Source organism: Vibrio sp. CyArs1, from assembly GCF_022432925.1.
In the GTDB taxonomy this organism is placed as follows: domain Bacteria; phylum Pseudomonadota; class Gammaproteobacteria; order Enterobacterales; family Vibrionaceae; genus Vibrio; species Vibrio mediterranei.
In genome coordinates this window covers 37531-60973 of sequence record NZ_JAKRBO010000004.1, presented here as the reverse complement: position 1 = coordinate 60973, position 23443 = coordinate 37531, and the positions used below count along the sequence as shown (strand labels likewise).

Genomic DNA, 23443 nt, shown 5'->3' with positions numbered 1-23443 from the left:
TGCGTCTGATTTTAAAATTATTTGCGGATAGTTTCAGCTGCGCGTTCAGCGCCAACTTTCGCTTCCCATTTCGCGTTCAACTCTTCGATAGAAGTGCCAGAGCGTTTTAGGAAGTCTTTGAAACCAACCCAGTGAGCGTCCATAACTTGGTGCTCATCGGTTGCCGTAGAGAGTGCTTTTAAGCCCCATTCATCTGGAATGTAAACTTCGTTGAAGCCAGCACGAGGACGGTTTTCTTTAATCGCTTTCACGAACATGTCGCTCTTACGTTTCACTTCTTCGATTGGGCCAAAGTGGCTTGGGTCGATGACTAGAATGTAAGAACCGCCTACTGGACATGGTGCATCTTCCATCGTGAAGAAGTCACTTGGCACTGCTGGAAGCTCAGGAGCAATCTTACCTTTCGGGTTGATGATTGCCGTCATCACTTCATTCCAGATGTTTAGAGAGTAAAGGCGTGGTGTTAGGAATGTCCACGGTGCTTTACAGTCAGCTACACGGCCGTAACCTTCGATTAGTGAGCCCCACTTACGAGCGTCAGCTGTTAGCTCACCAGTGTCTTGGTCAACAAGCGCAGCAACGTGTAGGTCGCGGTCGTTTACGATAGCGTCACAGATGTGAGAGTCGTAGCCTTCACCGATCATGATAGATGTGACTAGAGGTAGTTCTTCACCACCAACTAGAGCTGCATCGAACGGAGGGCAAGACATTGCTGGATCCATACCACCGAATGGTGCATTAAGAGGTACAGAGTTGTTTGAAGACATCGCAAACATGCCTTCTTTCATTGCCATCTGTGTGTAGTTAGAGAAGTTACCGCCGTCACAGTGGTCGTAACCAAATACGATTGAGATACCGTGTTTGCGTGCTTTCTCGATAGCCGTTTGAGCCATTAGCGTACAAACGTAGTGACCAGAAGATTTCTTACCGTTGTATACTGCCCAAGTATCACCTTCAGACTCTAGCTCTGGCGTCGATGTAGGATCTAGGATGCCTGCTTCGTATGGAATCGTTACTGCTTCGATAACGCCAAGACCTTGGTGAAGTTTACCTTGTAGGCCACCAACCAATAGGTTGTGAGCAAGGATATCAGCGTGAGTTTGGTCAGCACCGATGTGTTTCCATGACTCAGAAACAATGAATGAAAAATACTCGTTATTAAACGTAGTAGTAGGGCTGGTCACTTTAGCCATGATCTTTTCCTCTAGTAAGTAGGGATACGTTTTATTGAACTGTAATCACTTTAGCGCATCTGAGTTATTTCATAAGTAACATACTGGATACTGTTACTCCTTCGTTACCCCGTTGGATGTCCTATTCAATAATATTCAGGCATAAAAAAAGCCGCTCTATAAAGAGCGGCTTTACAAAAGCTATTTAAAAATCAGCGATTAAGCTTGACCTTTAACTTCTTTAAGACCGTTGTAAGGTGCTTTTTCACCTAGAGCTTCTTCGATACGAATTAGCTGGTTGTACTTAGCAACACGGTCAGAACGGCTCATAGAACCAGTTTTGATTTGACCTGCAGCAGTACCTACCGCTAGATCAGCGATAGTTGCATCTTCAGTTTCGCCAGAACGGTGAGAGATTACAGCTGTGTAACCTGCGTCTTTAGCCATCTTGATAGCAGCTAGAGTCTCAGTTAGAGAACCGATTTGGTTGAACTTGATAAGGATAGAGTTAGCTACGCCTTTCTCGATACCTTCAGCAAGGATCTTAGTGTTAGTAACGAATAGATCGTCACCTACTAGTTGAAGCTTGTCACCTAGTAGTTCAGTTTGGTGCTTGAAGCCATCCCAGTCAGACTCGTCTAGACCGTCTTCGATAGAAACGATTGGGAATTGGTTAGCTAGCTCAGCTAGGTAGTGGTTGAACTCTTCAGAAGAGAAAGTCTTACCTTCGCCTTTCATGTTGTAGATGCCAGCTTCTTTGTCGAAGAACTCAGATGCTGCACAGTCCATAGCTAGAGTAACGTCTTTGCCTAGTTCGTAACCAGCAGCTGCAACAGCTTCTGCGATAACTTCTAGAGCTTCAGCGTTAGACTTAAGGTTAGGAGCGAAACCACCTTCGTCACCAACTGCAGTGCTGTAGCCTTTAGACTTAAGAACTTTAGCTAGGTTGTGGAATACTTCCGCACCGATACGTAGACCTTCTTTAAGAGTCTTAGCACCAACTGGTTGGATCATGAACTCTTGGATGTCAACGTTGTTGTCTGCGTGCTCACCACCGTTGATGATGTTCATCATTGGAAGAGGCATAGAGAATACGCCAGCAGTGCCGTTAAGCTCAGCGATGTGCTCAAATAGAGGCATGCCTTTAGCAGCAGCTGCTGCTTTAGCGTTTGCTAGAGAAACTGCTAGGATAGCGTTCGCGCCGAACTTAGACTTGTTTTCAGTACCGTCAAGGTCGATCATCACTTGGTCGATCTCAGCTTGAGCTTTAGCGTCTTTACCAACTAGAGCTTCAGCGATTGCACCGTTAACAGCTTCAACAGCTTTAAGAACACCTTTACCTAGGAAACGTGCTTTGTCACCGTCACGTAGCTCAAGAGCTTCACGAGAACCAGTAGATGCGCCAGATGGAGCTGCCGCCATACCTACGAAACCGCCTTCTAGGTGTACTTCAGCTTCTACAGTTGGGTTACCACGTGAGTCGATGATTTCACGACCTAGAACTTTAACGATCTTAGACATTAATGTTTCCTCTCATTGAATATAAATGTCAAAATTAAGGGCAGCCGCACAACCTTCGCAACCGCCCGTATCCTTTTACTTTTCTTCAGTACCGCGCTGGAATTCGCCCGCCGCTTTCACAAAGCCTGTAAATAACGGGTGACCATCGCGAGGCGTTGAAGTGAACTCTGGGTGGAACTGCGCAGCTACAAACCATGGGTGAGCTGGGTTCTCAATCACTTCAACCAGTTTCTTGTCTGCTGACAGACCAGAAACTTTAAGACCTGCTTTTTCAATTTGTGGACGAAGTACGTTGTTCACTTCGTAACGGTGACGGTGACGCTCATGGATCTTCGCGTTGCCATATAGTTCGTACGCTTTTGTCCCTTTTTCTAGGTGACATAGCTGAGAACCAAGGCGCATTGTACCGCCAAGATCAGACGTTTCGGTACGTTCTTCAACTTTACCTTCACCATCTACCCACTCTGTGATCAAGCCTACCACAGGGTATTTAGTCTCTTTGTTAAATTCTGTTGAATGTGCACCTTCCATACCCGCAACGTTACGCGCGTATTCGATAAGTGCCACTTGCATACCTAGACAGATGCCTAGATAAGGTACTTTGTTTTCACGAGCGTATTTTGCAGCAAGGATCTTACCTTCAACGCCACGGTCACCGAAGCCACCAGGTACAAGGATTGCGTCTAGACCTGCTAGCGCTTCTTCGCCTTTTGTTTCCACGTCTTGTGAATCAACGTACTTAATCTTCACACTCAGGCGGTTTTTAAGGCCTGCATGTTTTAGCGCTTCGTTTACAGACTTATAAGCATCTGGTAGTTCGATGTATTTACCTACCATACCGATAACTACTTCAGCCGTTGGGTTAGCTTCTTCGTAAATTACCTGCTCCCACTCAGAAAGATCAGCTTCTGGAGCAGAGATACCAAAGCGTGAACATACTAGGTCGTCTAGACCTTGCGCTTTAATTAGTTGAGGGATCTTGTAGATAGAATCTACGTCCTTCATTGAGATTACCGCTTTTTCTTGAACGTTACAGAAAAGCGCAATCTTCTTACGCTCGTTTGCAGGGATCATACGATCACTACGGCAAACAAGAATGTCTGGTTGGATACCGATAGACAGTAGCTCTTTTACAGAGTGCTGAGTCGGCTTGGTTTTCACTTCACCAGCTGCTGCTAGGTAAGGAACCAAAGTTAGGTGCATAAACATTGCACGCTCACGACCAAGCTCAACGGCTAACTGACGAATGGCTTCCATAAACGGTAGTGATTCGATATCACCTACTGTACCACCAACTTCAACGATAGCGACATCGTGGCCTTCAGAGCCAGCGATCACGCGATCTTTAATAGCATTAGTAATGTGAGGGATTACCTGAATAGTTGCACCTAGGTAGTCACCACGACGCTCTTTGCGAAGAACATCAGCGTAAACACGACCAGCAGTGAAGTTGTTGCGTTTTGTCATCTTGGTACGGATGAAACGCTCGTAGTGACCAAGGTCAAGGTCAGTTTCAGCGCCATCTTCCGTGACGAACACTTCACCGTGCTGAGTTGGGCTCATTGTGCCCGGGTCAACGTTGATGTAAGGGTCAAGCTTCATCATGGTCACTTTAAGACCACGTGCTTCTAAAATTGCTGCAAGAGATGCTGCTGCAATACCTTTACCTAGAGAGGATACTACCCCGCCAGTAACAAAAATATAATTTGTCGTCATGTTTAACCTGAAGTTGGTTGAATGAGGGAAAATGGATTTCTTCTGGACGGGATGCAAATATACCAGAAGCCCTTTACCGCCACAACGTGAAACTTATCACATTCAAAATTTTTATTTTTTGCTTCAAATCAATTGTAGAAACTTACACCAATGAGAAGCGGTTCACAAATCCGAGGACTTTTCTTGTTTTTTTACGTCATTCCAAAACTGGTCAAGCTCTTGAAGGCTAAAGTCTGTAAGGGATTTACCATCTTCGCCAGCCCTTGCCTCAACACCTTTAAAGCGACGAGAAAATTTATTGTTCGCTTTTCTCAGCGCAACCTCAGGATCTTTTTTCAAATGTCGAGAAAGATTCACTACGGCAAACAAAAGATCTCCGACCTCTTCTTCCAGCTTCTCTTCATCAACATCAACCTGAATCGCCTCCTGAACCACCTCTTCAACTTCTTCCTGAACCTTGTCAACGACAGGTCCTAACGCATACCAATCAAAGCCATATTTAGCGCAACGTTTCTGGATTTTATTGGCCTTTGAAAGTGCAGGTAACGATTGTGGTATTGAGTCTAGAATACTTTCTTCGTTTTTGCCTACCTCAGCCTTTTCCTTCTTTTTCTCAGCTTCCCAATTGGCATTGATAGCGGCTTCATCTGCAAATTCCACATCAGAAAAAACGTGCGGATGACGTCTAGTGAGCTTGTCATTCAATCCCTCAACAACCTCGTTGAAGTCAAATAACCCTTGCTCTTTTGCCATCTGGCTATAGAAAATCACTTGAAACAACAGATCGCCCAGCTCTTCTTTTAGATTTTGCCAGTCTTGGTTATGAATAGCGTCGACCACTTCAAACGTTTCTTCGATGGTGTGCGGTACGATGGTTTCGAAGGTCTGTTTGCGATCCCATGGACAGCCATGCTGCTCATCTCGAAGCTGAGCCATAATAGTGAGAAGTTGTTCAATGGGTTGAGACATAGTTAGATTCCTAAACAAAAAGGTTGGAAAACCAACCTTTTATTATTGTTCAACATGATGTGATTACGTCAGTATAACGCTCACTTGAGTCTTGCTTAACCCAAGCGCTTCACACTCATGACGTCTTTAATTTGTTCAATACGCTTAGTCACGCGTGACAACACTTCGATATTCGTCAGCTCTAGATCAAAATCCATAATCGATAACTGACGCTTGTAATCACTGCGACTCTTCATAGTAGTCACTTTGATCTTTTCGTTAGTAAGCAGTGTGGTGATGTCTTTTAGTAATCCGCCACGTTCCATAGCTTCAACGCGAATAGTCAAAATATAAGAGCCAACAAAGCCACTACCCCAAACGGTATCAATAATACGCTCTGGTGCGTGATGGCTGAGTTCTTCTAGCTGCTCACAATCAGCTCGGTGAACCGAAATACCACGACCTTGAGTAATATAACCTTTGATTTGATCGCCCGGAATTGGCTGACAGCAGCGTGCCAAATGCGTCATCAAGTTATCGACACCTTCCACGACAACTGCGTCTTTATGCGGTCGGCTTTGAGCTGGCGCTTTGCCTTCTGACTCTTGAAGTTTCTCAAGCGCTTGTTGATCTTCTTCTTCGGCCGTTGGCTTATTAACCAATGCGTTGATGTGATTAATGATTTGGTTTATTCGTAAATCACCACTACCAATACCAACATACAGCTCATCTGGAGTGTTAACGTTAAAACGCTTCAAGGCATATTGTTCAGCGTCTTTGATCGTTGCACCGATTTTGGCTAATTCATCTTCAAGAATTTCACGGCCAGCTTCTAAGTTCTTCTCACGACTTTGCTTTCTAAACCAAGCGTTAATTTTGGCGCGCGCACGACCAGAGTGAACAAAGCCAAGCGATGGGTTTAACCAGTCACGAGACGGGTTTGGCTCTTTGGCAGTAATGATCTCAACCTGATCACCCATAGATAGCTTATGAGTAAATGGAACAATGCGACCTGCCACTTTGGCACCGATACAGCGGTGTCCCACTTCGGAGTGAATGTGGTAAGCAAAATCCAGTGGTGTTGCCCCCATAGGCAAATCAACCACATCACCACGAGGCGTAAAGGCATACACACGGTCATCAAATACTTGGCTACGAAGCTCATCCAGCATTTCGCCAGAGTCTGACATCTCTTCCTGCCAATCCAGTAGCTTACGCAACCAGGTAATTTTCTCGTCGTATCCGCTACGGCCGCCACTACCACCTTCTTTATATTTCCAGTGTGCAGCAACACCTAGCTCCGAATCCTCATGCATTTGCTTAGTTCGGATTTGGATCTCTATCGTTTTACCTTCAGGACCAAGAATAACGGTATGAATAGACTGATAACCATTGGGCTTAGGGTTCGCCACATAGTCATCAAATTCACTAGGAAGGTGCTTGTATTTGGTGTGAACAACCCCGAGTGCTGCATAACAATCTTGCAATCGCTCAGCGATGATACGTACAGCGCGCACGTCAAAAAGCTCATCAAAATCGAGGCTTTTCTTCTGCATTTTTCGCCAAATGCTGTAGATATGCTTAGGGCGACCACTGACTTCAGCAAGGATGTTCGACACCTTCATTTCAGCCGTCAAATCATCCACAAAGTCTTTGATATATTGCTCACGAACAATGCGGCGCTCAGACAGTTGTTTAGCAATCTGTTTATAAGTATCTGGTTGCTGATAACGGAAAGCGTAATCTTCGATTTCCCATTTTAGCTGACCAATCCCTAAACGGTTGGCAAGAGGAGCATATATGTTGGCGCATTCTTTAGCGGCGGCTCGGCGAACTTCGTCAGACTCATCTTTGACTTCACGAAGGTTACAAATACGCTCAGCCAGCTTGATGACCACACAACGGAAATCATCCACCATCGCCAGCAACATTCTGCGGACATTATCGACTTGACCCGACGCCTCTGAGCCTTCTAGCGTCACGTTAAGTTGACCAATAGCCGCCATCTCTTCGACGCCATCAATCAGCTTAATGGTTTCTTTGCCATAGTTTTCTTCTAGCTGCTCTCTATCGTAGATGCCACTAGAAACAACAGGGTACAACTGAGCAGCCACCAGCGTGGCTTTATCCATCGAAAGGGTAATGAGGATCTCAATCATCTCTCTGCCGCGCCACAACAACAAGGACCCCTGTTCACTGCCAGCGACAATATCTTCGCACTGACGGTAAACTTCTTTAAGCCTTTTCGAGGTGTTCTTGTCTTGCTTTAGAGAAGCAATCCATTTGTCTAGCTCGAACTGTTCGTTAGGGTTCAAATGCGCGCTTCTTACCGCAACCATTTCTTTTTTCTTCCTAGTTTTATTGGTTAACTAACCTATCCCAGTTAGCTTGTTCTCATTTTAATTCAGCTACTTCTCAAACAGCGCCATGGATTCTAGATGACTGGTGTGAGGGAACATATCCATCATACCCAATCGAACCAACTTATAGCCCTGCTCAATCAAGCTTTGAGTATCTCTGGCAAGGGTAGCAGGATTGCAAGAAACATAAAGCACTCGCGTTGCTCCTAGTGCAGAAACTTGATCTATCACGCCGCTTGCGCCTGCTCTGGCAGGGTCAAGCAGGATTTTATCAAACTGTTGTTTTGCCCATGACATCTCAGAGAGATCTTGCTCGAGATTTGCTTGATAAAATTCAACATTCGTTAGGTGATTAAGCGCGGCATTTTGCTGCGCCCAATCCACCATATCTTGAATACCTTCAACACCTACGACACGTTGACATAGTTTCGCCAAAGGTAAAGTGAAGTTACCCAAGCCGCAAAAAAGGTCGAGTACATTGTCACTGGATTCAGGCGCTAGCCACTCCAGTGCTTGAGCGACCATTTTGCTATTTATCTCGCGGTTCACTTGAATAAAGTGTGTCGGCAGGAAGGGTAATTCAACCCCTACTTCCGAATAATAAGGCTGTTCACCCGTTATTAGTTGTAACTGCCCTGACTCTGGCATCAGGTAAAGCGTGAGTGCCTGACTGTCAGCAAAATCGACCAAGCGTTTTTGATCGTGATTAGTCAAAGGTTTGATGTGCCTAACAACAACCACAGGTCCATTATCACCCATGACCAATTCAAGGTGGCCAAGTGACTGTTGCTGTTTAAAGCCTGCGAAAATGTCTCGTAATGGCGGTATCAATGCGTTTAATTGCGCATTCAATACCGGACAGTGGTCAATCTCAACAATGTGATTGCTCTGCTTACGGCGAAACCCCATGACTAAGTTGCGCTGCTTATCGAGGTGAATACTCAAACGAGCACGACGGCGATAACCAAGGCCTTCTCCAGTGATAGAGGGAGCTAACGGCACAGATTGGCCTGCTAACTTATTCATCAATTGTGATAAAGCTACTTGTTTGTTTTCAAGCTGCTGCTGACGTTCTACATGCTGCTGATTGCAGCCGCCACACTCATGGTAATGAGGACAAAATGGCTTCACGCGTTGCTCAGAAGCTTCTAGTACTTTGATCAAGGTAGCCTTAGCAAACTTTGCTTTGCTTTCCGTTAACTGCACCAACACCTTCTCATCTGTGAGCGCGCCTTCAACAAATACCGGTTTGTTATTTAAGTAACCAATACCTGCACCATGATGGTCCATGCGTTCAATGTTCACCTCTTGGTGCTTTTTTGAGAATGAAGTTTTCTTTGTTGGTTTAAAAAAACGTGCCATTACTGTACCCAGTGAGCAGAGCGTAACGCGCTGCTTCGATAAAAATTTGTTAGAGTTTCACTATTCTTTATTTGAATGATTGTCGAACAGCGCTGCTTTGATTAAGCTTACGTCATCTTGAGGATGCAATACTGGCTATTGTCCCATATCCACCCAGCAGATGTAACTCTGTTGGCAAATAATGACTTCGAATTAAAATGACAAGATACGGCCTGCGCGCTCGCGTAATCACATTGACTTTGGCACCGACCTTAATTATCGGTCTCCTTTTGAGTGCCTTCTTCTCTTACAATCGCTACCACGACCTAGAATCACAAGTACTTAACGCCGGCTCCAGCATTATTGAACCGCTGGCGATTGCCAGTGAACAAGGTCTTATCAACCAAAGTCGTGAATCGGTTAGACGCCTGATTAGTTACGCCCACCGTAAGAATTCTAAATTCGTTCGCAGTATTGCGGTATTCGATGCTTCTCATGAGCTGTTTGTAACCTCAAACTTTCATCCCAACTTTGATACGTTAACCTACCCGAAAGATCAGCCGATTCCTTTTTTAAGCTCCTACGAAATTCACGACAATACGTTAATTTTGAGAGCCCCTATTCTAGCTGAAAGTCAGCTGGTATCAGATACGCGAGAATTGACCTCAACCAATAAGACGCTCGGTTATATCGCTGTAGAGCTCGACCTTTCTTCACTGCGTTTACAACAATATCAGGAAGTCTTCTCTGCGATTCTAGTCCTTGTTCTTGGTCTTATCCTATCGGGAATCTTTGCCTACCGTTTGATGTACGATGTGACGCGTCCAATTTCTCACATGAAAAATATGGTAGACCGTATTCGTCGTGGTCACTTGGATGTTCGTATCGAAGGCAAAATGCACGGCGAGCTGGACTCGTTGAAAAATGGTATCAATGCCATGGCAGTCTCGCTGTCCGAATATCATGTAGAAATGCAGCACAGTATCGACCAAGCAACGTCCGATCTACGTGAGACATTAGAACAGCTTGAAATTCAAAACGTTGAATTGGATATCGCCAAAAAGCGTGCGCAAGAAGCGGCACGAGTGAAGTCAGAGTTCCTTGCTAACATGTCTCATGAGCTAAGAACCCCACTTAATGGTGTAATTGGTTTTACTCGTCAGATGCTGAAAACTCAGCTGACCAACAGTCAAACAGACTATCTACAGACCATTGAGAAATCGGCAAATAACCTGCTTAACATCATCAATGACATTTTAGACTTCTCCAAACTCGAAGCCGGTAAACTGGCACTTGAGAATATTCCATTTGAATTCCAAGACAGTCTTGAGGAAGTTGTCGCCCTTCAAGCAACCAGTGCCCATGAAAAAGGCTTGGAACTAACCTTAAAAGTTGACTCGAAAATTCCAAGCGGCCTTGTTGGTGACCCACTTCGTATTCAACAGATTTTGACCAACCTTGTGGGTAACTCCATCAAGTTTACTGAGCGTGGCAACATTGATATCAGCGTTGAACTCAAATCTCAGAAAGAAGACCGTGTTGAACTGCAGTTTATGGTTCGCGATACAGGTATTGGTATCTCAGAGCGACAACAAGCGCAGTTATTCCAAGCCTTCAGTCAAGCGGACGCCAGTATCTCTCGACGTTATGGCGGTACTGGACTTGGTTTGGTTATTACCCAAAAGCTAGTTGGACAAATGGGCGGTGAAATTAGCTTAACCAGCCGCCTGCACCAAGGTTCAACATTCTGGTTTACGGTTAAACTGAACTCTACAGATATTCCAATGATCGACCTTATCGATCCTGCGGTCATCCATAACAAGCGACTACTACTGATTGAACCAAATATGCAAGCGGCATCGGTATTACAACAGACCCTTACTAATGAAGGGGTTATGGTGACCTATCGCTCAACGTTGCCAGATAAAGTGGAAGCGTTCGACTACATCATTTTGTGTTTGCCTACCAATGAAGAAGTGCCATTGACGGTGATTGAAAGTTGGATCACCCGTTGTCAGGAAGCTACATCAAACATCATCATCGGTACTGCCAGCACCCAGCTCGCCCTATCTGACTACTTGATGCAAACCCATCAAGTACAGTGCTTAACCAAACCATTATCACGTAAGAAGTTGCTGCAATCGTTAGTGGAAAAACAGCCAGCAATACTCGCACCTGTTATGGAAGTTGAGTCTACCGAAAAGCGCGCACTCACCGTAATGGCAGTGGATGATAACCCTGCCAACCTCAAGCTCATTACAGCATTATTGTCGGAGCGTGTTGAGAGCGTGGTCTCTTGCACCAACGGCCAAGTATCGGTTGAGAAAGCCCAAGAGCAGCACTTTGATATGGTATTTATGGACATTCAAATGCCTCACATGGATGGGGTTACTGCCTGCAAACTAATTAAAGAGACCCAGCAGAACAGCCAGACACCTGTTGTCGCCGTCACTGCACACGCTATGACGGGTGAACGAGACCGACTTTTATCTGAAGGAATGGACGACTACCTCACCAAACCTATCGATGAAAAAATGTTATTGCAAGTACTCAACAAATGGGTACCAGTTCGCAATCATGACACTGATGCCAGCTTGGATTTCGTTGCTCCAAATGAAGTAGACATAACATCTGATGAGCCAAACATTCAGCCTAAAGCGGAAACGGAAACTAATTTGGTGATCGATTGGGGAGCGGCACTCAAACAAGCCGCTAACAAAGAAGACTTAGCCGTCGATATGCTGCAAATGTTAGTGGACTTTATCCCTGAAGTGTATGCACTTTCAGAGCAAGTGTTGGACACTGATTTCGATGATAAGGAACAGGTTATCCATCTAATCCACAAATTGCATGGCAGTTGCTCTTATTGCGGCGTGCCGAGACTTAAATCTATCTGCGCGACCATAGAGAAAGCCTTGCGCGCTGGCGACAGCTTAGAAGATATCGAGCCAGAGCTCTTTGAACTGCAAGATGAAATGGAAAAAGTGCTAAAAACGTCTGAGCTTTACTTGAAGGGAAATAGAGAACCTAACGACTAGGTTAGGTTCTATCGTTTAGCTTTCGAAGATGACGGTAGCGACAGCGTAGTGACGCTCGTCAGAGATAGACAAATGATTGGACGTCACACCCATTGAAGCCGCAATTTCTGCGGCTTTTTTTGTCAGGGTGAGTATTGGCTTGCCGTTTTCGTCATTAGAGACTTCAAAATCTTGGAAAGTCACACCATGAGCAATCCCGGTCCCCAATGCCTTTGATGCCGCCTCTTTTACAGCAAAGCGCTTAGCAAGAAAGCGACCTTGCTGTTTCAATTGCTGAAACTGAACCAACTCATTATCGGTCAAAATACGCTGCGCAAACGCCTCGCCTGAACGCGCTAAGGCTTTCTCAACACGTTCAATTTCTGCGATATCGGTACCTAGACCTTGAATTGCCACTATTCATTAACCTCGACGAGCCGATTCCATGACCGCTTTCATATCTGCAACGGCTTTATGTAGGCCATCGAATACCGCGCGACCAATGATAGAGTGACCAATGTTTAACTCATAAATCTCAGGCAATGCCGCAATAGGTGCAACGTTGTGGTAAGTCAAACCATGACCAGCATTCACTGTGATGCCGATATCCGCAGCGTAGCTTGCGCCAGCCGCGATTTTTTTCAGTTCGTCTTGCTGATCTTCTTCAGTTTCTGCATCCGCATAATGACCAGTATGCAGTTCAATGAATGGTGCACCTGCTGCCTTAGCGGCATCAATCTGCTCACGGTCGGCATCAATAAATAGCGACACTTTAATGCCTGCTGCAGACAACTTCTCCGTTGCCGCTTTGATTTTTTCAAGCTGACCTTTTACATCTAACCCACCCTCGGTCGTCAATTCTTCACGTTTTTCAGGTACTAAGCAAACAAACTCAGGTTGAGTTTTTAGGGCAATATCGATCATCTCATCGGTGACCGCCATCTCTAAGTTCATACGAGTCTGTAGTGTTTCGCGCAAAATGCGTACATCACGATCTAAGATGTGGCGACGGTCTTCACGAAGGTGAATAGTAATACCGTCAGCGCCGGCACGCTCGGCAATCTCTGCAGCATGAACTGGGTCTGGATACTTAGTACCGCGCGCATTACGTAGCGTAGCGATATGGTCAATATTGATACCTAAAAGGATAGAACTCATCGATGTTTACTCCATGGTCAGAGCTGTTTCAGTCTCGGAAGAAACAACTCCCTGCTTTTTAATGGTTTCCCGCCAAGATACGGCTTTAATGCTATGCGTGTAAAGCGTTTTGCCGCTTGTAACTGTGTTTTACTGTTAAAACGACGCTCACTGATGGCAATCAATTCCTCACCGAGAAAGGTGAGATTGTCTTTACGCACACTAGCAATGAACCCCTTTTGCTCTCGATAACGATAAGTCATCGTTGGCTCAATAGGTTCACCTGTTCCGGCACAGTGAAGGAAGTCTACACCGTATCCCATTGCAGAAAGGAGAGCGAGTTCAAATCGCCGTAAAGCGGGCTCAGGATTGGTATTGTGAGCCAGTTCTGTTAAAGCTTGAAGATAGTCATGAAATAAAGCGGGAAACGGGATTTCACTGGCGAGAACACGGGCAATGAGTTCGTTCACATACATAGCTGAGTAAAGGTTGATACCAGATAAAGGTAACCCAAGGCTGATGGCTTCAGCTTGACGAAGGGTCTTCATGGAACCGCCGCCGGACCATTTTAACAGGAGAGGGGTAAAAGGTTGCAGCGCCCCTTTAAGGTTGGAGCGCTTACTTCTAGCACCTTTAGACAAAAGCGTAACTCGACCATACTCTTCACTGAATACGTCAAGAATAAGACTCGACTCACTGTAGGGTCTTCGATGCAAAACAAAACAGCGTTGTAATCCATCCATAACTTTATCTTGTCTAAGGTCTCGGAGCAGGACGCTCAGCGTCCTCGCTACCTAATAGTATTATTTGTTTTCGATATCGTCGATATAGCCCAATGAACGCAGAGCACGCTCATCATCAGCCCAGCCCGATTTCACTTTTACCCAAGTCTCAAGGTAAACCTTACGATCGAACAGCTCTTCCATATCTAGACGAGCCTCACGACCAATCGTCTTGATCTTTTCGCCGCCTTTACCAATAACCATTTTCTTCTGGCCGTTACGCTCAACAAGAATCAAAGCATTGATATGGAAGCCATCAGTGTCTGGGTTGTAATCAAAACGCTCAATCTCAACCGTCACTGAATAAGGCAGTTCATCACCCGTAAAACGCATGAGTTTCTCACGCAGGATTTCTGACGCCATGAAACGCTGAGAACGGTCCGTGACATACTCTTCAGGGAAATGATGTACCGCTTCAGGTAGATGTTCGCGTACATGCTTACGAAGCACATCTGTGTTCTTACCATGTTTGGCAGAAATAGGCACTACATCCACGAAGTCCATCTTCTTCGACAGCTCATGCATATGCAGCATTACGTCGTTACGATCTTTCACGTTATCGACTTTGTTCATACATAGGATGACTGGGAAGTCTGACTTACGCAGCTTATTCAGTACCATTTCGTCATCATCAGTCCAGTGAGTGCCATCAACTAGGAATAACACTAGGTTCACATCACTCAATGAGCTATTAGCTGCACGATTCATCAAACGGTTAATCGCTCGCTTCTCTTCAATATGTAGCCCTGGCGTATCCACATAAATCGCTTGGTAATCCCCATCAGTATCGACACCCATAATACGGTGACGAGTGGTTTGCGGTTTACGCGATGTGATGGAAATCTTTTGCCCTAAAATATGATTTAGCAGCGTTGATTTACCTACATTTGGACGACCAACAATCGCAACAAAACCACAGTGTTGGTTTTCTGCGCTGGTTGTCGCTTCGCCAGATGATGCAAAGTATGCATCAATATCGAATTCTTGTTCAGACTCAGGTTTATCAGACATTGGTCACTTTCTCTAAAGCCAGTTCCGCAGCCGCTTGTTCTGCCTTGCGGCGACTGGTGCCTCGACCGATAACAGGTTCATCCACACCTGCCACTTCACAGGAAACGGTAAACTCTTGGTTATGCGCTTCCCCTTTAATATTAGTCACTGTATAGACTGGTAGTGGTTTTCTTCGACCTTGTAAGAACTCTTGTAAGCGAGTTTTTGGATCTTTTTGGGAAACACCTGGCTTAATTGCTTCTAAGCGAGTCATATACCAGCTCAATACAATTTTACGAACCATCTCTACATCGCTGTCGAGATAAATCGCGCCAATGATCGCTTCAACGGCATCCGCTAAAATTGAGTCACGACGGAAACCACCGCTCTTCAATTCGCCTGGACCTAATTTTAAGTAATCTCCCAAGACAAACTCGCGCCCTAGTTCAGCCAGAGTATTCCCTCTCACTAAGGTGGCACGCATTCGACTCATATCCCCTTCATTCACTTTAGGAAAGCGGTGATAAAGATCGTCAGCGATGACAAAACTTAAAATTGAATCGCCCAGAAATTCTAGTCGTTCATTATGGTTACCATTGGCGCTACGGTGAGTCAGCGCCAACATGAGCAGCTCGCTATCATTGAAATGATAGCCGAGCTTTTTTTCTAATCGTTCAATAGAAGAATTCATGCTCTCTCGTTCAGTCTATTCCACCGATGCGATTAAATCTTACACCGGTTGGGATCCATGTAGGCAGAATGCTATCTGCGCCACGTTCAAATTCAAAACTAATCCAGATACCAACAGCTTTGCCCACTAAGTTACCTTCTGGCACAAATCCCCAGTAGCGGCTGTCAGCACTGTTATCGCGGTTGTCACCCATTACAAAGTAATGGCCTTCTGGAACCACCCATTCATTCACACCGTTACGTGGTTGATACTGGTCAACACGGTCACGACGCAAAGGGTTAACCAAGATTTGGTGTTCCACTTTACCCAGCTTTTCATCCATCTGAATCAGAGGGATACCATTTTGTACAAATGGGCTATCTTCCACATTGGATAGCTTCACCGGTTTACACGTCGATGTACCTTTGGTTTGGATGCAAATATCCTTACGCGCGCTATATCGAACAGTATCACCTGGTAAGCCAACAACACGCTTGATGTAGTCGATGCTTGGCTGAGGTGGGTATTTAAATACCACAATATCGCCACGCTCTGGTTTACCGGTTTCAACTAGCTGAGTACGCCATACTGGATCTTTTAGACCATAAGCATATTTCTCAACCAAGATGAAGTCGCCAACCAAAAGCGTAGGCATCATCGAACCAGATGGAATTTGGAATGGTTCATAAATGAATGAACGCAATACCAAAACAAAGGCGATAACAGGGAAAATAGAAACACTGTTCTCAACAAACCATGATGGGGCAACAGCTTTGTTTGCGGTTGCTTCATCGATTTGGGTAGCTTGAGCTTGGATATCCGCGAGCTTTTGCTCACGTTTTTTTCTCAATACGAGCTTATCCAGCACCCAAACGACACCTGTCACTAACGTCACGATGACGAGGATCAATGAGAAGGTATTTGCCATTTCATTCCCTTAATTTTCGTATCTATAAAAATAACGAAAGTGAAAGCACCACAACGGCACTTTCACTTCAAACTTAAATTATGTCGTCGTAAAACAAAGAATTAGTCTTTGCCAACGTGCAGAATTGCAAGGAACGCTTCTTGTGGCAGCTCGACGTTACCGATCTGCTTCATACGTTTCTTACCTTCTTTCTGTTTCTTCAACAGCTTCTTCTTACGACTCACGTCACCACCGTAACACTTTGCAATTACGTTTTTACGTAGCTGCTTAACGGTAGAGCGCGCGATGATGTGGTTACCAATTGCCGCTTGAATCGCAATATCAAACATCTGACGAGGGATAAACTCTTTCATCTTCTCAACAAGCTGACGACCACGACTTTGTGATTGGTCTTTGTGAGTGATGATCGCCAATGCATCAACTGTGTCACCGTTCAGCAACACGTCAACACGTACCATGTTTGACGCTTCAAAACGTTGGAAGTTGTAGTCCAGTGATGCATAACCACGAGACGTTGATTTTAGACGGTCAAAGAAGTCCAATACCACTTCTGCCATCGGAATATCGTAAGTCACCGCAACTTGGTTTCCGTGATAAACCATATCAACCTGAGTACCACGTTTCTCAACGCATAATGTAATCACGTTACCTAGGTAGTCCGACGGCACTAAGATATTACAGCGTGCGATTGGCTCACGAATCTCTTCAATATCATTGGTAGCAGGTAGCTTAGCTGGGCTATCCACGTAGTGAAGTGAACCGTCGGTTTTCTCTACTTCGTAGACTACGGTTGGAGCTGTTGTAATCAGATCCAGATCGTATTCACGCTCTAGACGTTCTTGGATGATTTCCATGTGAAGCATACCCAAGAAGCCACAACGGAAACCAAAACCAAGTGCTGCAGAGCTCTCTGGCTCGTAGAATAGAGATGCGTCGTTTAGACTTAGCTTACCAAGTGCATCACGGAAGTTCTCATAATCGTCAGAGGAGACTGGGAACAGACCTGCATAAACCTGTGGTTTCACTTTTTGGAAACCAGGTAACGCTTGTTCACAACCGTTTTTCGCGGTAGTCAGCGTATCACCAACTGGCGCACCTAAAATGTCTTTAATACCACAAACAACCCAGCCTACTTCACCGGTGTTGAGCTCTGTCGTATCAATCTGTTTTGGTGTGAAGATACCTAAACGGTCTACACCCCAAACTTGACCAGTACTCATCACTTTGATCTTGTCGTTTTTCTTCAGTTTACCGTTTTTAATACGAACCAAAGAAACTACGCCAAGGTAGTTATCGAACCAAGAGTCAATAATCAGTGCTTGAAGTGGCGCTTCTGGATCGCCTTCTGGCGCAGGAATCGCTTTGACGATTTCTTCTAGAACATCGTCAACACCAAGGCCTGTTTTTGCTGAACAACGCACTGCTTCCATTGCGTCGATACCAACAATTTCTTCGATCTCTTCAGCGACACGCTCTGGTTCCGCAGCTGGTAAGTCGATTTTGTTCAATACAGGAACAACTTCCAGCTCCATTTCAATGGCTGTGTAGCAGTTCGCCAGTGTTTGTGCTTCCACACCCTGGCCCGCATCAACAACAAGAAGCGCACCTTCACAAGCGGCTAGAGAACGAGATACTTCATACGAGAAGTCTACGTGCCCTGGAGTATCGATAAAGTTTAGCTGATAGGTTTCCCCATCTTTCGCCGTGTAATCCAGAGTAACACTCTGAGCTTTGATGGTAATACCGCGCTCACGCTCTAGGTCCATAGAATCAAGAACCTGGGCCGCCATTTCACGGTCGCTTAAGCCGCCGCAAACCTGGATCAAACGGTCCGACAAGGTTGATTTACCATGGTCGATGTGGGCGATAATCGAAAAGTTACGAATGTGCTTCATAGATTTGATGTAGCTAAACTCTTAAACAAAAAGGAATAGAAAATGCGGAAAAAACGCGCATTTCAATTAAGTTGGCAGATTCTACCCAATTTCGATGCGGTTCGCACCTTATTTAGACAATGGGCTAGAGAATCGACTCACCAAGCACTCTGACCAACTTCACTTGCTGGAAAGAAGCTCGCTCCATTGGGGTAACCCACTTTTTGGCTAACCTAAAGCCAATAAAAGCAAAACACGCTGAAGTCAGTATGACCACCAGCTCGCCAGCACCTAATAATGGCGCTAACCACAATTGACCCACAATAGCTCCAATGAACAAAAACAGCAGTGGTAGTAGGTAAATCAACGCTGCGGATTGAAGTAAGCTCTTTTCCGGAAACGCAATTTCAACCACATCGCCTGCCTTTACAGGTTTAGACGTAGCAAGCTGCCAATGAAGTTGCTTCTTACCCACTGCTTTACTAACAATACCAGTTCCACAACTACTCTTTGACTGGCAGGAGCTACAACTGGTTTGCTGATCACAGCTTAGTTCAACGTGGAGCTGGTGACCCTGGGGTTCAACCGAGGTCACCGTCGCGAGTGCGGTCATCATGGGGTAATGCCTTCATCTGCCTTATTTACTTTGTTAAGTGTAACAGATTGTGCAATACGCTGCGCTGTGGCAGGAGGGATATCACCAACGACTGAAATTTGTTTGTCATTAAGAACAATGCTATGAACCGTACGTCGGCCTTGGCGGATCAACTGACCTTTTAGAGAATTACTATCACGATCAGAGATATAGACCGAAAAGCTGAACAAACCATCAGTGAACATTTGGCTCTCAACCACATCTTCAGTTGCTAGCATACGGTAGCGATTAAGATCTTTAGGTTGAAAACCATTGGGAACCCAACCCACATGCCAAAATGTTTGCTCAATATTACCTTTCGGTAGTGATAGAACCGCCGGAAGCTGCACGTCATCAAGCGAGCTCAACATTGTGGCAATATGATCATTCACCGCATATGAGATCACACGGTACTGCTCTAAGATTTCACCGTCACGATCCAATAGATCAGCACGTAACGGAAGCTTGCTCTTTTCATCCACCCACAATACATAAGAGTAACGCAGTCCATCTTTTGGAACGACTCTAAATACTTGTGTTGGCGCTCCCGCTTCACGAGCACGACCTACTCGAACGTAATCATAGTATTCACTCAGCTGCTTTACATCACTGTTGAGTAAAGGCATCAACGGAGCCACCATCTTGCCAGATTCAATCGTGAACGGATCGACACCCGGTTCGATGTAACTGACTTCATTACCGCGTCGAATCACTTCTCTTACTGGACCACTTAGATAAACAAGATGGGCTAATTGTTGAGTATCGCTTTTCGCGTGTCGGTAAAGTAACGGCTCTATGCTGTTCTTTTTGATAAGGATGTAGGACAGTTCATAATTCAATTGCTGGCTGGCATCGTTCATTTGATGCAACAAAGCCTCCGCAGAAGACTCTTCTGCAAAGGCTTGGGTACCAAATAAACTGAACAGCAATAATGAACTGGTCAGAAATTTTTTCATTCAATTACCGATTCTGTATCAGCAGAGTGCGAAGCATTATCTTCGCTGTTTAGTCTTAGCTGTAACTCGTAATCTTGCAGTAATGCGTTGATACGACGACGCTGTTCTTGCACGTTGACACTTTCATTCGAGCTTTTTGCAACCGAATCACGTGTCAAGCTGACTGGCTCAGCACTGCCCGCAAACGGAATAGTCTGCAAAACAGGTAATTGCTCAGCTTCAGGCTGTGCTGGATCTTGGCCAGAGTACTGCTGTACTCCTAAAATAACTGCCAAAGACACACACGCCGCTACCGCTACTTGACCAAACTGTGTTATCCAAGCTGGTAATAAGCGCTTCGCTTGTGAAGGCGTAGGTTGTGACTCGATAGGCATTACGATATCACTCGTATGCGCTGGCTCATTTTCGAGCGCAGACGCCACACTTTCAGCAATATTCCAATCTAAACTTTGTGGCTCATCACCACGCATGACATCACCAATAAGATGATAATTATGCCAAGTTTCTTTGCTCTCCTGATCTTTTTCCAACGCTTCAATAAGCGCGTCATCGATCAGGTCTCCATCCATGAATGCTGAAAGCTTATGTTTGTCAGCCATTATATTCACCATAGTTGTAACTAGTTTTAGCGTTGAAGAAGAGGCTTAATCTTCTTCTCTACCGCTTCACGAGCACGGAAGATACGCGAACGTACCGTTCCTACTGGGCAATCCATTACTTCTGCAATTTCTTCGTAGCTCAAACCATCAAGCTCTCGAAGCGTCATTGCAGTCTTCAAATCTTCAGGTAACGCTTCAATTGCAGCGAAAACAGTTCGCTTCAATTCATTCGACAACGTTAAGTTCTCTGGGTTCGAAATTTCTTTCAAAGCGTTACCGGCTTCAAAAAATTCGGCATCTTCTGCATCAACATCGCTGGCTGGCGGCCTACGGCTCTGAGCCACAATGTGATTCTTTGCGGTGTTCACTGCTATGCGATACAACCAAGTATAGAAGGCACTCTCACCTCTAAACGTCGGGATCGCACGATACGCCTTTATAAACGCTTCTTGGGCGATATCCGCTACATCACCCGAATTGCTCACGTATCTTGATATGAGATTGCAAACCTTGTTTTGATAGCGCAAAACCAATAGGTTAAATGCTTGTTTATCTCCACTTTGAACGCGCTCAATCAACACCTGATCGGTCGGCTGCTCGTTCATGCGAGCGTTCACTCCTATTCGTTATTACCCTTACCTTCACAGATATGAGTATTAATTATGCATATTGTAGTCTTGACACCACCGCTAACATGAGCACTATTGTGACTCTAGGCAGATAGGAAAGTTCAAAACTTTCTCAGTTTTTTTGTCATTAATCATTCACAATGTGATTTGGCGTCAACTACAATGTTGTCAATTTACAAGAATGGATTACTTAGCTCCTTAACACAATCGATTTTTCAACGTGTTATCTCAGGTAGGTAATCCTTGATGCAAGTGCCCTTCGCCAGCTGTCTATGCAGCTTCCTATCGCGCACTTTTATCTAGGTAGAGTGATTTTACTCTACGATAGGTCAGGATTTTAAAGTAATTATGAACACAAACCGAGAGCATCTTTGTGATGTTTTAGTCATAGGAAGTGGCGCCGCAGGTTTATCGTTGGCTTTACGAGTCGCCGAACGCGCTAAAGTTATCGTATTAAGTAAAGGCCCAAGAAGTGAAGGGGCGACCTACTACGCCCAGGGTGGCATTGCTGCGGTATTCGATGAGACAGACAGCATCGAGTCTCACGTTAACGATACCAATATCGCTGGAGCCGGGCTTTGTGAACAAGACACCGTTCAGTTTATCGCAGAAAATGCGAAAGAGTGCGTGCAATGGTTAATCGATGGTGGTGTTCCTTTTGACCAAGTAGAAACCGCCAAAGACGAAGAACCTCGTTATCACCTGACTCGTGAAGGTGGTCATAGCCATCGTAGGATTCTGCATGCCGCCGATGCCACAGGCATGGCAATGCAAACCACTCTGCAAGATAACGTTAATAGCCATCCTAATATCGAAATCTTCGAACGCTACAACGCACTAGACCTTATTACTGAAGACAAGGTTGGCGGTGATAAAGACAAAGTGGTTGGCGCCTATATTTGGAACCGCAATAAAGAGCACGTTGAAACGGTACGCGCTAAGTTTGTTGTCTTAGCCACAGGTGGTGCATCAAAAGTGTATCAGTACACATCTAACCCTGATGTCTCTTCTGGTGACGGTATCGCTATGGCTTGGCGCTCAGGCTGTCGTGTTGCTAACTTAGAATTCAACCAATTCCACCCAACTTGTCTATTCCACCCTGACGCGCGAAACTTCCTGTTGACGGAAGCTTTACGTGGCGAAGGCGCTTACTTAAAACGCCCTGATGGAACGCGTTTTATGCCCGATTTCGATGAGCGTGAAGAACTTGCTCCTCGTGATGTTGTGGCTCGCGCTATCGACTTCGAGATGAAGCGTCTCGGTGCAGATTGCATGTATTTGGATATCAGCCATAAGCCTGAAGAGTTTATTATTAAACACTTCCCAACCATCCATATGCGCCTTCAAGACCTTGGCATCGATATGACGAAGGAGCCAATTCCAATCGTTCCGGCCGCTCACTATACCTGCGGCGGTGTCATGGTGGATAAGTCTGGTAAAACAGACCTTGAACAGTTGTACGCCATCGGTGAAGTAAGTTATACCGGACTTCACGGTGCGAACCGTATGGCATCAAACTCTCTACTTGAATGTGTGGTCTATGCTTGGGCTGCAGCCAATGACATTCTAGAGAAATTCGACGATGCAGCTCTGGTTGATGGTCTTCCAGCTTGGGATGAAAGCCAAGTTAGCTGTTCTGATGAAGAAGTCATTATTCAACATAATTGGCACGAGTTACGCCTATTTATGTGGGATTACATGGGTATCGTACGCACAGACAAGCGACTAGAGCGAGCACTTCGCCGTATTCAAATGTTGCAACAAGAAACACATGAGTACTACAGCAATTTCAAAGTGTCGAATAACTTGCTTGAACTGCGTAACTTACTGCAAGTTGCCGAATTGATGGTGAGATGCGCAATGCAGCGTAAAGAAAGTCGCGGACTGCACTATACTCTCGACTACCCTGATATGTTAGAAAATAGCGGACCAACGATACTATCGCCTCAAGACCAAGCTCCAACGGTCTGATCTGGGGACCTATCTCGTCACCATGATATCGAAGCAGTCACTGATGTGACTGCTTTTTTATTACCAAAATCAAACGACGATACGCCGACTCATCACAACTATCCCGCCAGATTAAGCGCCAGCCATTGTCTTGATCATAAATTCCTATAAGCCAGTAGCGAAAAGCAAGAAAGTAACGGGGGGAGTTAAGCTCGATAT

The 23443-nt window shown here is 45.2% G+C and carries 19 protein-coding genes; 2 read left to right on the top strand and 17 right to left on the bottom strand.

Annotation, left to right across the window (positions count from 1 at the left end; all coding sequences use genetic code 11):
- Window positions 1–17: 17 nt before the first annotated feature.
- From MMA19_RS13610 to rlmD, 6 genes are all read right to left on the bottom strand, one after another.
- On the bottom strand, window positions 18–1193 hold the full coding sequence (locus MMA19_RS13610) for an Ldh family oxidoreductase (protein WP_006075619.1): 1176 nt from the start codon (window positions 1191–1193) through the stop codon (window positions 18–20).
- Window positions 1194–1391: 198 nt separating this feature from the next.
- Complete coding sequence (eno, locus tag MMA19_RS13605; protein WP_063605881.1) at window positions 1392–2693, bottom strand: phosphopyruvate hydratase; 1302 nt, start codon at window positions 2691–2693, stop codon at window positions 1392–1394.
- 75 nt (window positions 2694–2768) lie between these two features.
- On the bottom strand, window positions 2769–4409 hold the full coding sequence (locus MMA19_RS13600; RefSeq protein ID WP_038228988.1) for a CTP synthase: 1641 nt from the start codon (window positions 4407–4409) through the stop codon (window positions 2769–2771).
- A gap of 162 nt (window positions 4410–4571) precedes the next feature.
- Window positions 4572–5378, bottom strand: a complete 807-nt coding sequence (gene mazG, locus MMA19_RS13595) for a nucleoside triphosphate pyrophosphohydrolase (protein ID WP_240206459.1) — start codon at window positions 5376–5378, stop codon at window positions 4572–4574.
- 95 nt (window positions 5379–5473) lie between these two features.
- On the bottom strand, window positions 5474–7696 hold the full coding sequence (relA, locus tag MMA19_RS13590; RefSeq protein WP_107306343.1) for a GTP diphosphokinase: 2223 nt from the start codon (window positions 7694–7696) through the stop codon (window positions 5474–5476).
- Window positions 7697–7765: 69 nt separating this feature from the next.
- Complete coding sequence (gene rlmD, locus MMA19_RS13585) at window positions 7766–9079, bottom strand: 23S rRNA (uracil(1939)-C(5))-methyltransferase RlmD (protein WP_240206458.1); 1314 nt, start codon at window positions 9077–9079, stop codon at window positions 7766–7768.
- 197 nt (window positions 9080–9276) lie between these two features.
- On the opposite strand from rlmD, the gene barA reads away from it, so the two are divergent.
- Window positions 9277–12096, top strand: a complete 2820-nt coding sequence (gene barA / locus MMA19_RS13580; protein WP_240206457.1) for a two-component sensor histidine kinase BarA — start codon at window positions 9277–9279, stop codon at window positions 12094–12096.
- 15 nt (window positions 12097–12111) lie between these two features.
- Here barA and acpS read toward each other — a convergent pair whose 3' ends face one another.
- The 11 genes from acpS to rpoE all read right to left on the bottom strand — a co-directional run bounded on the left by acpS (window position 12112) and on the right by rpoE (window position 21250).
- Window positions 12112–12492, bottom strand: a complete 381-nt coding sequence (gene acpS, locus MMA19_RS13575) for a holo-ACP synthase (RefSeq protein ID WP_006075282.1) — start codon at window positions 12490–12492, stop codon at window positions 12112–12114.
- A gap of 6 nt (window positions 12493–12498) precedes the next feature.
- Entirely contained in the window at window positions 12499–13233 is a 735-nt protein-coding gene (gene pdxJ, locus MMA19_RS13570; protein ID WP_006075281.1) for a pyridoxine 5'-phosphate synthase, read from the bottom strand.
- Between the two features lie 17 nt (window positions 13234–13250).
- Window positions 13251–13955, bottom strand: a complete 705-nt coding sequence (gene recO, locus MMA19_RS13565; RefSeq protein ID WP_006075280.1) for a DNA repair protein RecO — start codon at window positions 13953–13955, stop codon at window positions 13251–13253.
- A 60-nt stretch (window positions 13956–14015) separates the two neighbouring features.
- A complete protein-coding gene (era, locus tag MMA19_RS13560; RefSeq protein WP_006075279.1) occupies window positions 14016–15005 on the bottom strand; it encodes a GTPase Era in 990 nt (329 codons plus the stop codon).
- Window positions 14998–15675, bottom strand: coding sequence for a ribonuclease III (gene rnc, locus MMA19_RS13555; RefSeq protein WP_006075278.1), 678 nt, complete (start codon window positions 15673–15675; stop codon window positions 14998–15000). The genes era and rnc overlap by 8 nt, the downstream gene beginning before the upstream one ends.
- 10 nt (window positions 15676–15685) lie before the next feature.
- Window positions 15686–16582, bottom strand: a complete 897-nt coding sequence (gene lepB, locus MMA19_RS13550) for a signal peptidase I (protein WP_031493910.1) — start codon at window positions 16580–16582, stop codon at window positions 15686–15688.
- Between the two features lie 101 nt (window positions 16583–16683).
- Window positions 16684–18477: a translation elongation factor 4 gene (gene lepA, locus MMA19_RS13545; protein WP_006075276.1), complete on the bottom strand. Its 1794-nt coding sequence runs from the start codon at window positions 18475–18477 to the stop codon at window positions 16684–16686.
- Window positions 18478–18601: 124 nt separating this feature from the next.
- Window positions 18602–19072, bottom strand: a complete 471-nt coding sequence (locus MMA19_RS13540) for a SoxR reducing system RseC family protein (RefSeq protein ID WP_124940592.1) — start codon at window positions 19070–19072, stop codon at window positions 18602–18604.
- Window positions 19069–20046: a sigma-E factor regulatory protein RseB gene (gene rseB / locus MMA19_RS13535; protein WP_240206456.1), complete on the bottom strand. Its 978-nt coding sequence runs from the start codon at window positions 20044–20046 to the stop codon at window positions 19069–19071. Before rseB ends, MMA19_RS13540 begins: the two co-directional genes overlap by 4 nt.
- The gene (locus MMA19_RS13530; protein WP_240206455.1) at window positions 20043–20645 is read right to left on the bottom strand and encodes an RseA family anti-sigma factor; all 603 of its coding nucleotides are present in this window, start codon (window positions 20643–20645) and stop codon (window positions 20043–20045) included. Before MMA19_RS13530 ends, rseB begins: the two co-directional genes overlap by 4 nt.
- 26 nt (window positions 20646–20671) lie before the next feature.
- The gene (gene rpoE, locus MMA19_RS13525; protein ID WP_038228970.1) at window positions 20672–21250 is read right to left on the bottom strand and encodes an RNA polymerase sigma factor RpoE; all 579 of its coding nucleotides are present in this window, start codon (window positions 21248–21250) and stop codon (window positions 20672–20674) included.
- Between the two features lie 372 nt (window positions 21251–21622).
- On the opposite strand from rpoE, the gene nadB reads away from it, so the two are divergent.
- The gene (gene nadB / locus MMA19_RS13520; protein ID WP_006075515.1) at window positions 21623–23245 is read left to right on the top strand and encodes an L-aspartate oxidase; all 1623 of its coding nucleotides are present in this window, start codon (window positions 21623–21625) and stop codon (window positions 23243–23245) included.
- Window positions 23246–23443 lie beyond the last annotated feature (198 nt).

Bases quoted from the DNA above. Each gene is read 5' to 3' on its own strand.
- MMA19_RS13610 (WP_006075619.1), bottom strand. From the start codon at position 1,193: ATGGCTAAAGTGACCAGCCCTACTACTACGTTTAATAACGAGTATTTT.
- eno (WP_063605881.1), bottom strand. From the start codon at position 2,693: ATGTCTAAGATCGTTAAAGTTCTAGGTCGTGAAATCATCGACTCACGT.
- MMA19_RS13600 (WP_038228988.1), bottom strand. From the start codon at position 4,409: ATGACGACAAATTATATTTTTGTTACTGGCGGGGTAGTATCCTCTCTA.
- mazG (WP_240206459.1), bottom strand. From the start codon at position 5,378: ATGTCTCAACCCATTGAACAACTTCTCACTATTATGGCTCAGCTTCGA.
- relA (WP_107306343.1), bottom strand. From the start codon at position 7,696: ATGGTTGCGGTAAGAAGCGCGCATTTGAACCCTAACGAACAGTTCGAG.
- rlmD (WP_240206458.1), bottom strand. From the start codon at position 9,079: ATGGCACGTTTTTTTAAACCAACAAAGAAAACTTCATTCTCAAAAAAG.
- barA (WP_240206457.1), top strand. From the start codon at position 9,277: ATGACAAGATACGGCCTGCGCGCTCGCGTAATCACATTGACTTTGGCA.
- pdxJ (WP_006075281.1), bottom strand. From the start codon at position 13,233: ATGAGTTCTATCCTTTTAGGTATCAATATTGACCATATCGCTACGCTA.
- recO (WP_006075280.1), bottom strand. From the start codon at position 13,955: ATGGATGGATTACAACGCTGTTTTGTTTTGCATCGAAGACCCTACAGT.
- era (WP_006075279.1), bottom strand. From the start codon at position 15,005: ATGTCTGATAAACCTGAGTCTGAACAAGAATTCGATATTGATGCATAC.
- rnc (WP_006075278.1), bottom strand. From the start codon at position 15,675: ATGAATTCTTCTATTGAACGATTAGAAAAAAAGCTCGGCTATCATTTC.
- lepB (WP_031493910.1), bottom strand. From the start codon at position 16,582: ATGGCAAATACCTTCTCATTGATCCTCGTCATCGTGACGTTAGTGACA.
- lepA (WP_006075276.1), bottom strand. From the start codon at position 18,477: ATGAAGCACATTCGTAACTTTTCGATTATCGCCCACATCGACCATGGT.
- MMA19_RS13540 (WP_124940592.1), bottom strand. From the start codon at position 19,072: ATGATGACCGCACTCGCGACGGTGACCTCGGTTGAACCCCAGGGTCAC.
- rseB (WP_240206456.1), bottom strand. From the start codon at position 20,046: ATGAAAAAATTTCTGACCAGTTCATTATTGCTGTTCAGTTTATTTGGT.
- MMA19_RS13530 (WP_240206455.1), bottom strand. From the start codon at position 20,645: ATGGCTGACAAACATAAGCTTTCAGCATTCATGGATGGAGACCTGATC.
- rpoE (WP_038228970.1), bottom strand. From the start codon at position 21,250: ATGAACGAGCAGCCGACCGATCAGGTGTTGATTGAGCGCGTTCAAAGT.
- nadB (WP_006075515.1), top strand. From the start codon at position 21,623: ATGAACACAAACCGAGAGCATCTTTGTGATGTTTTAGTCATAGGAAGT.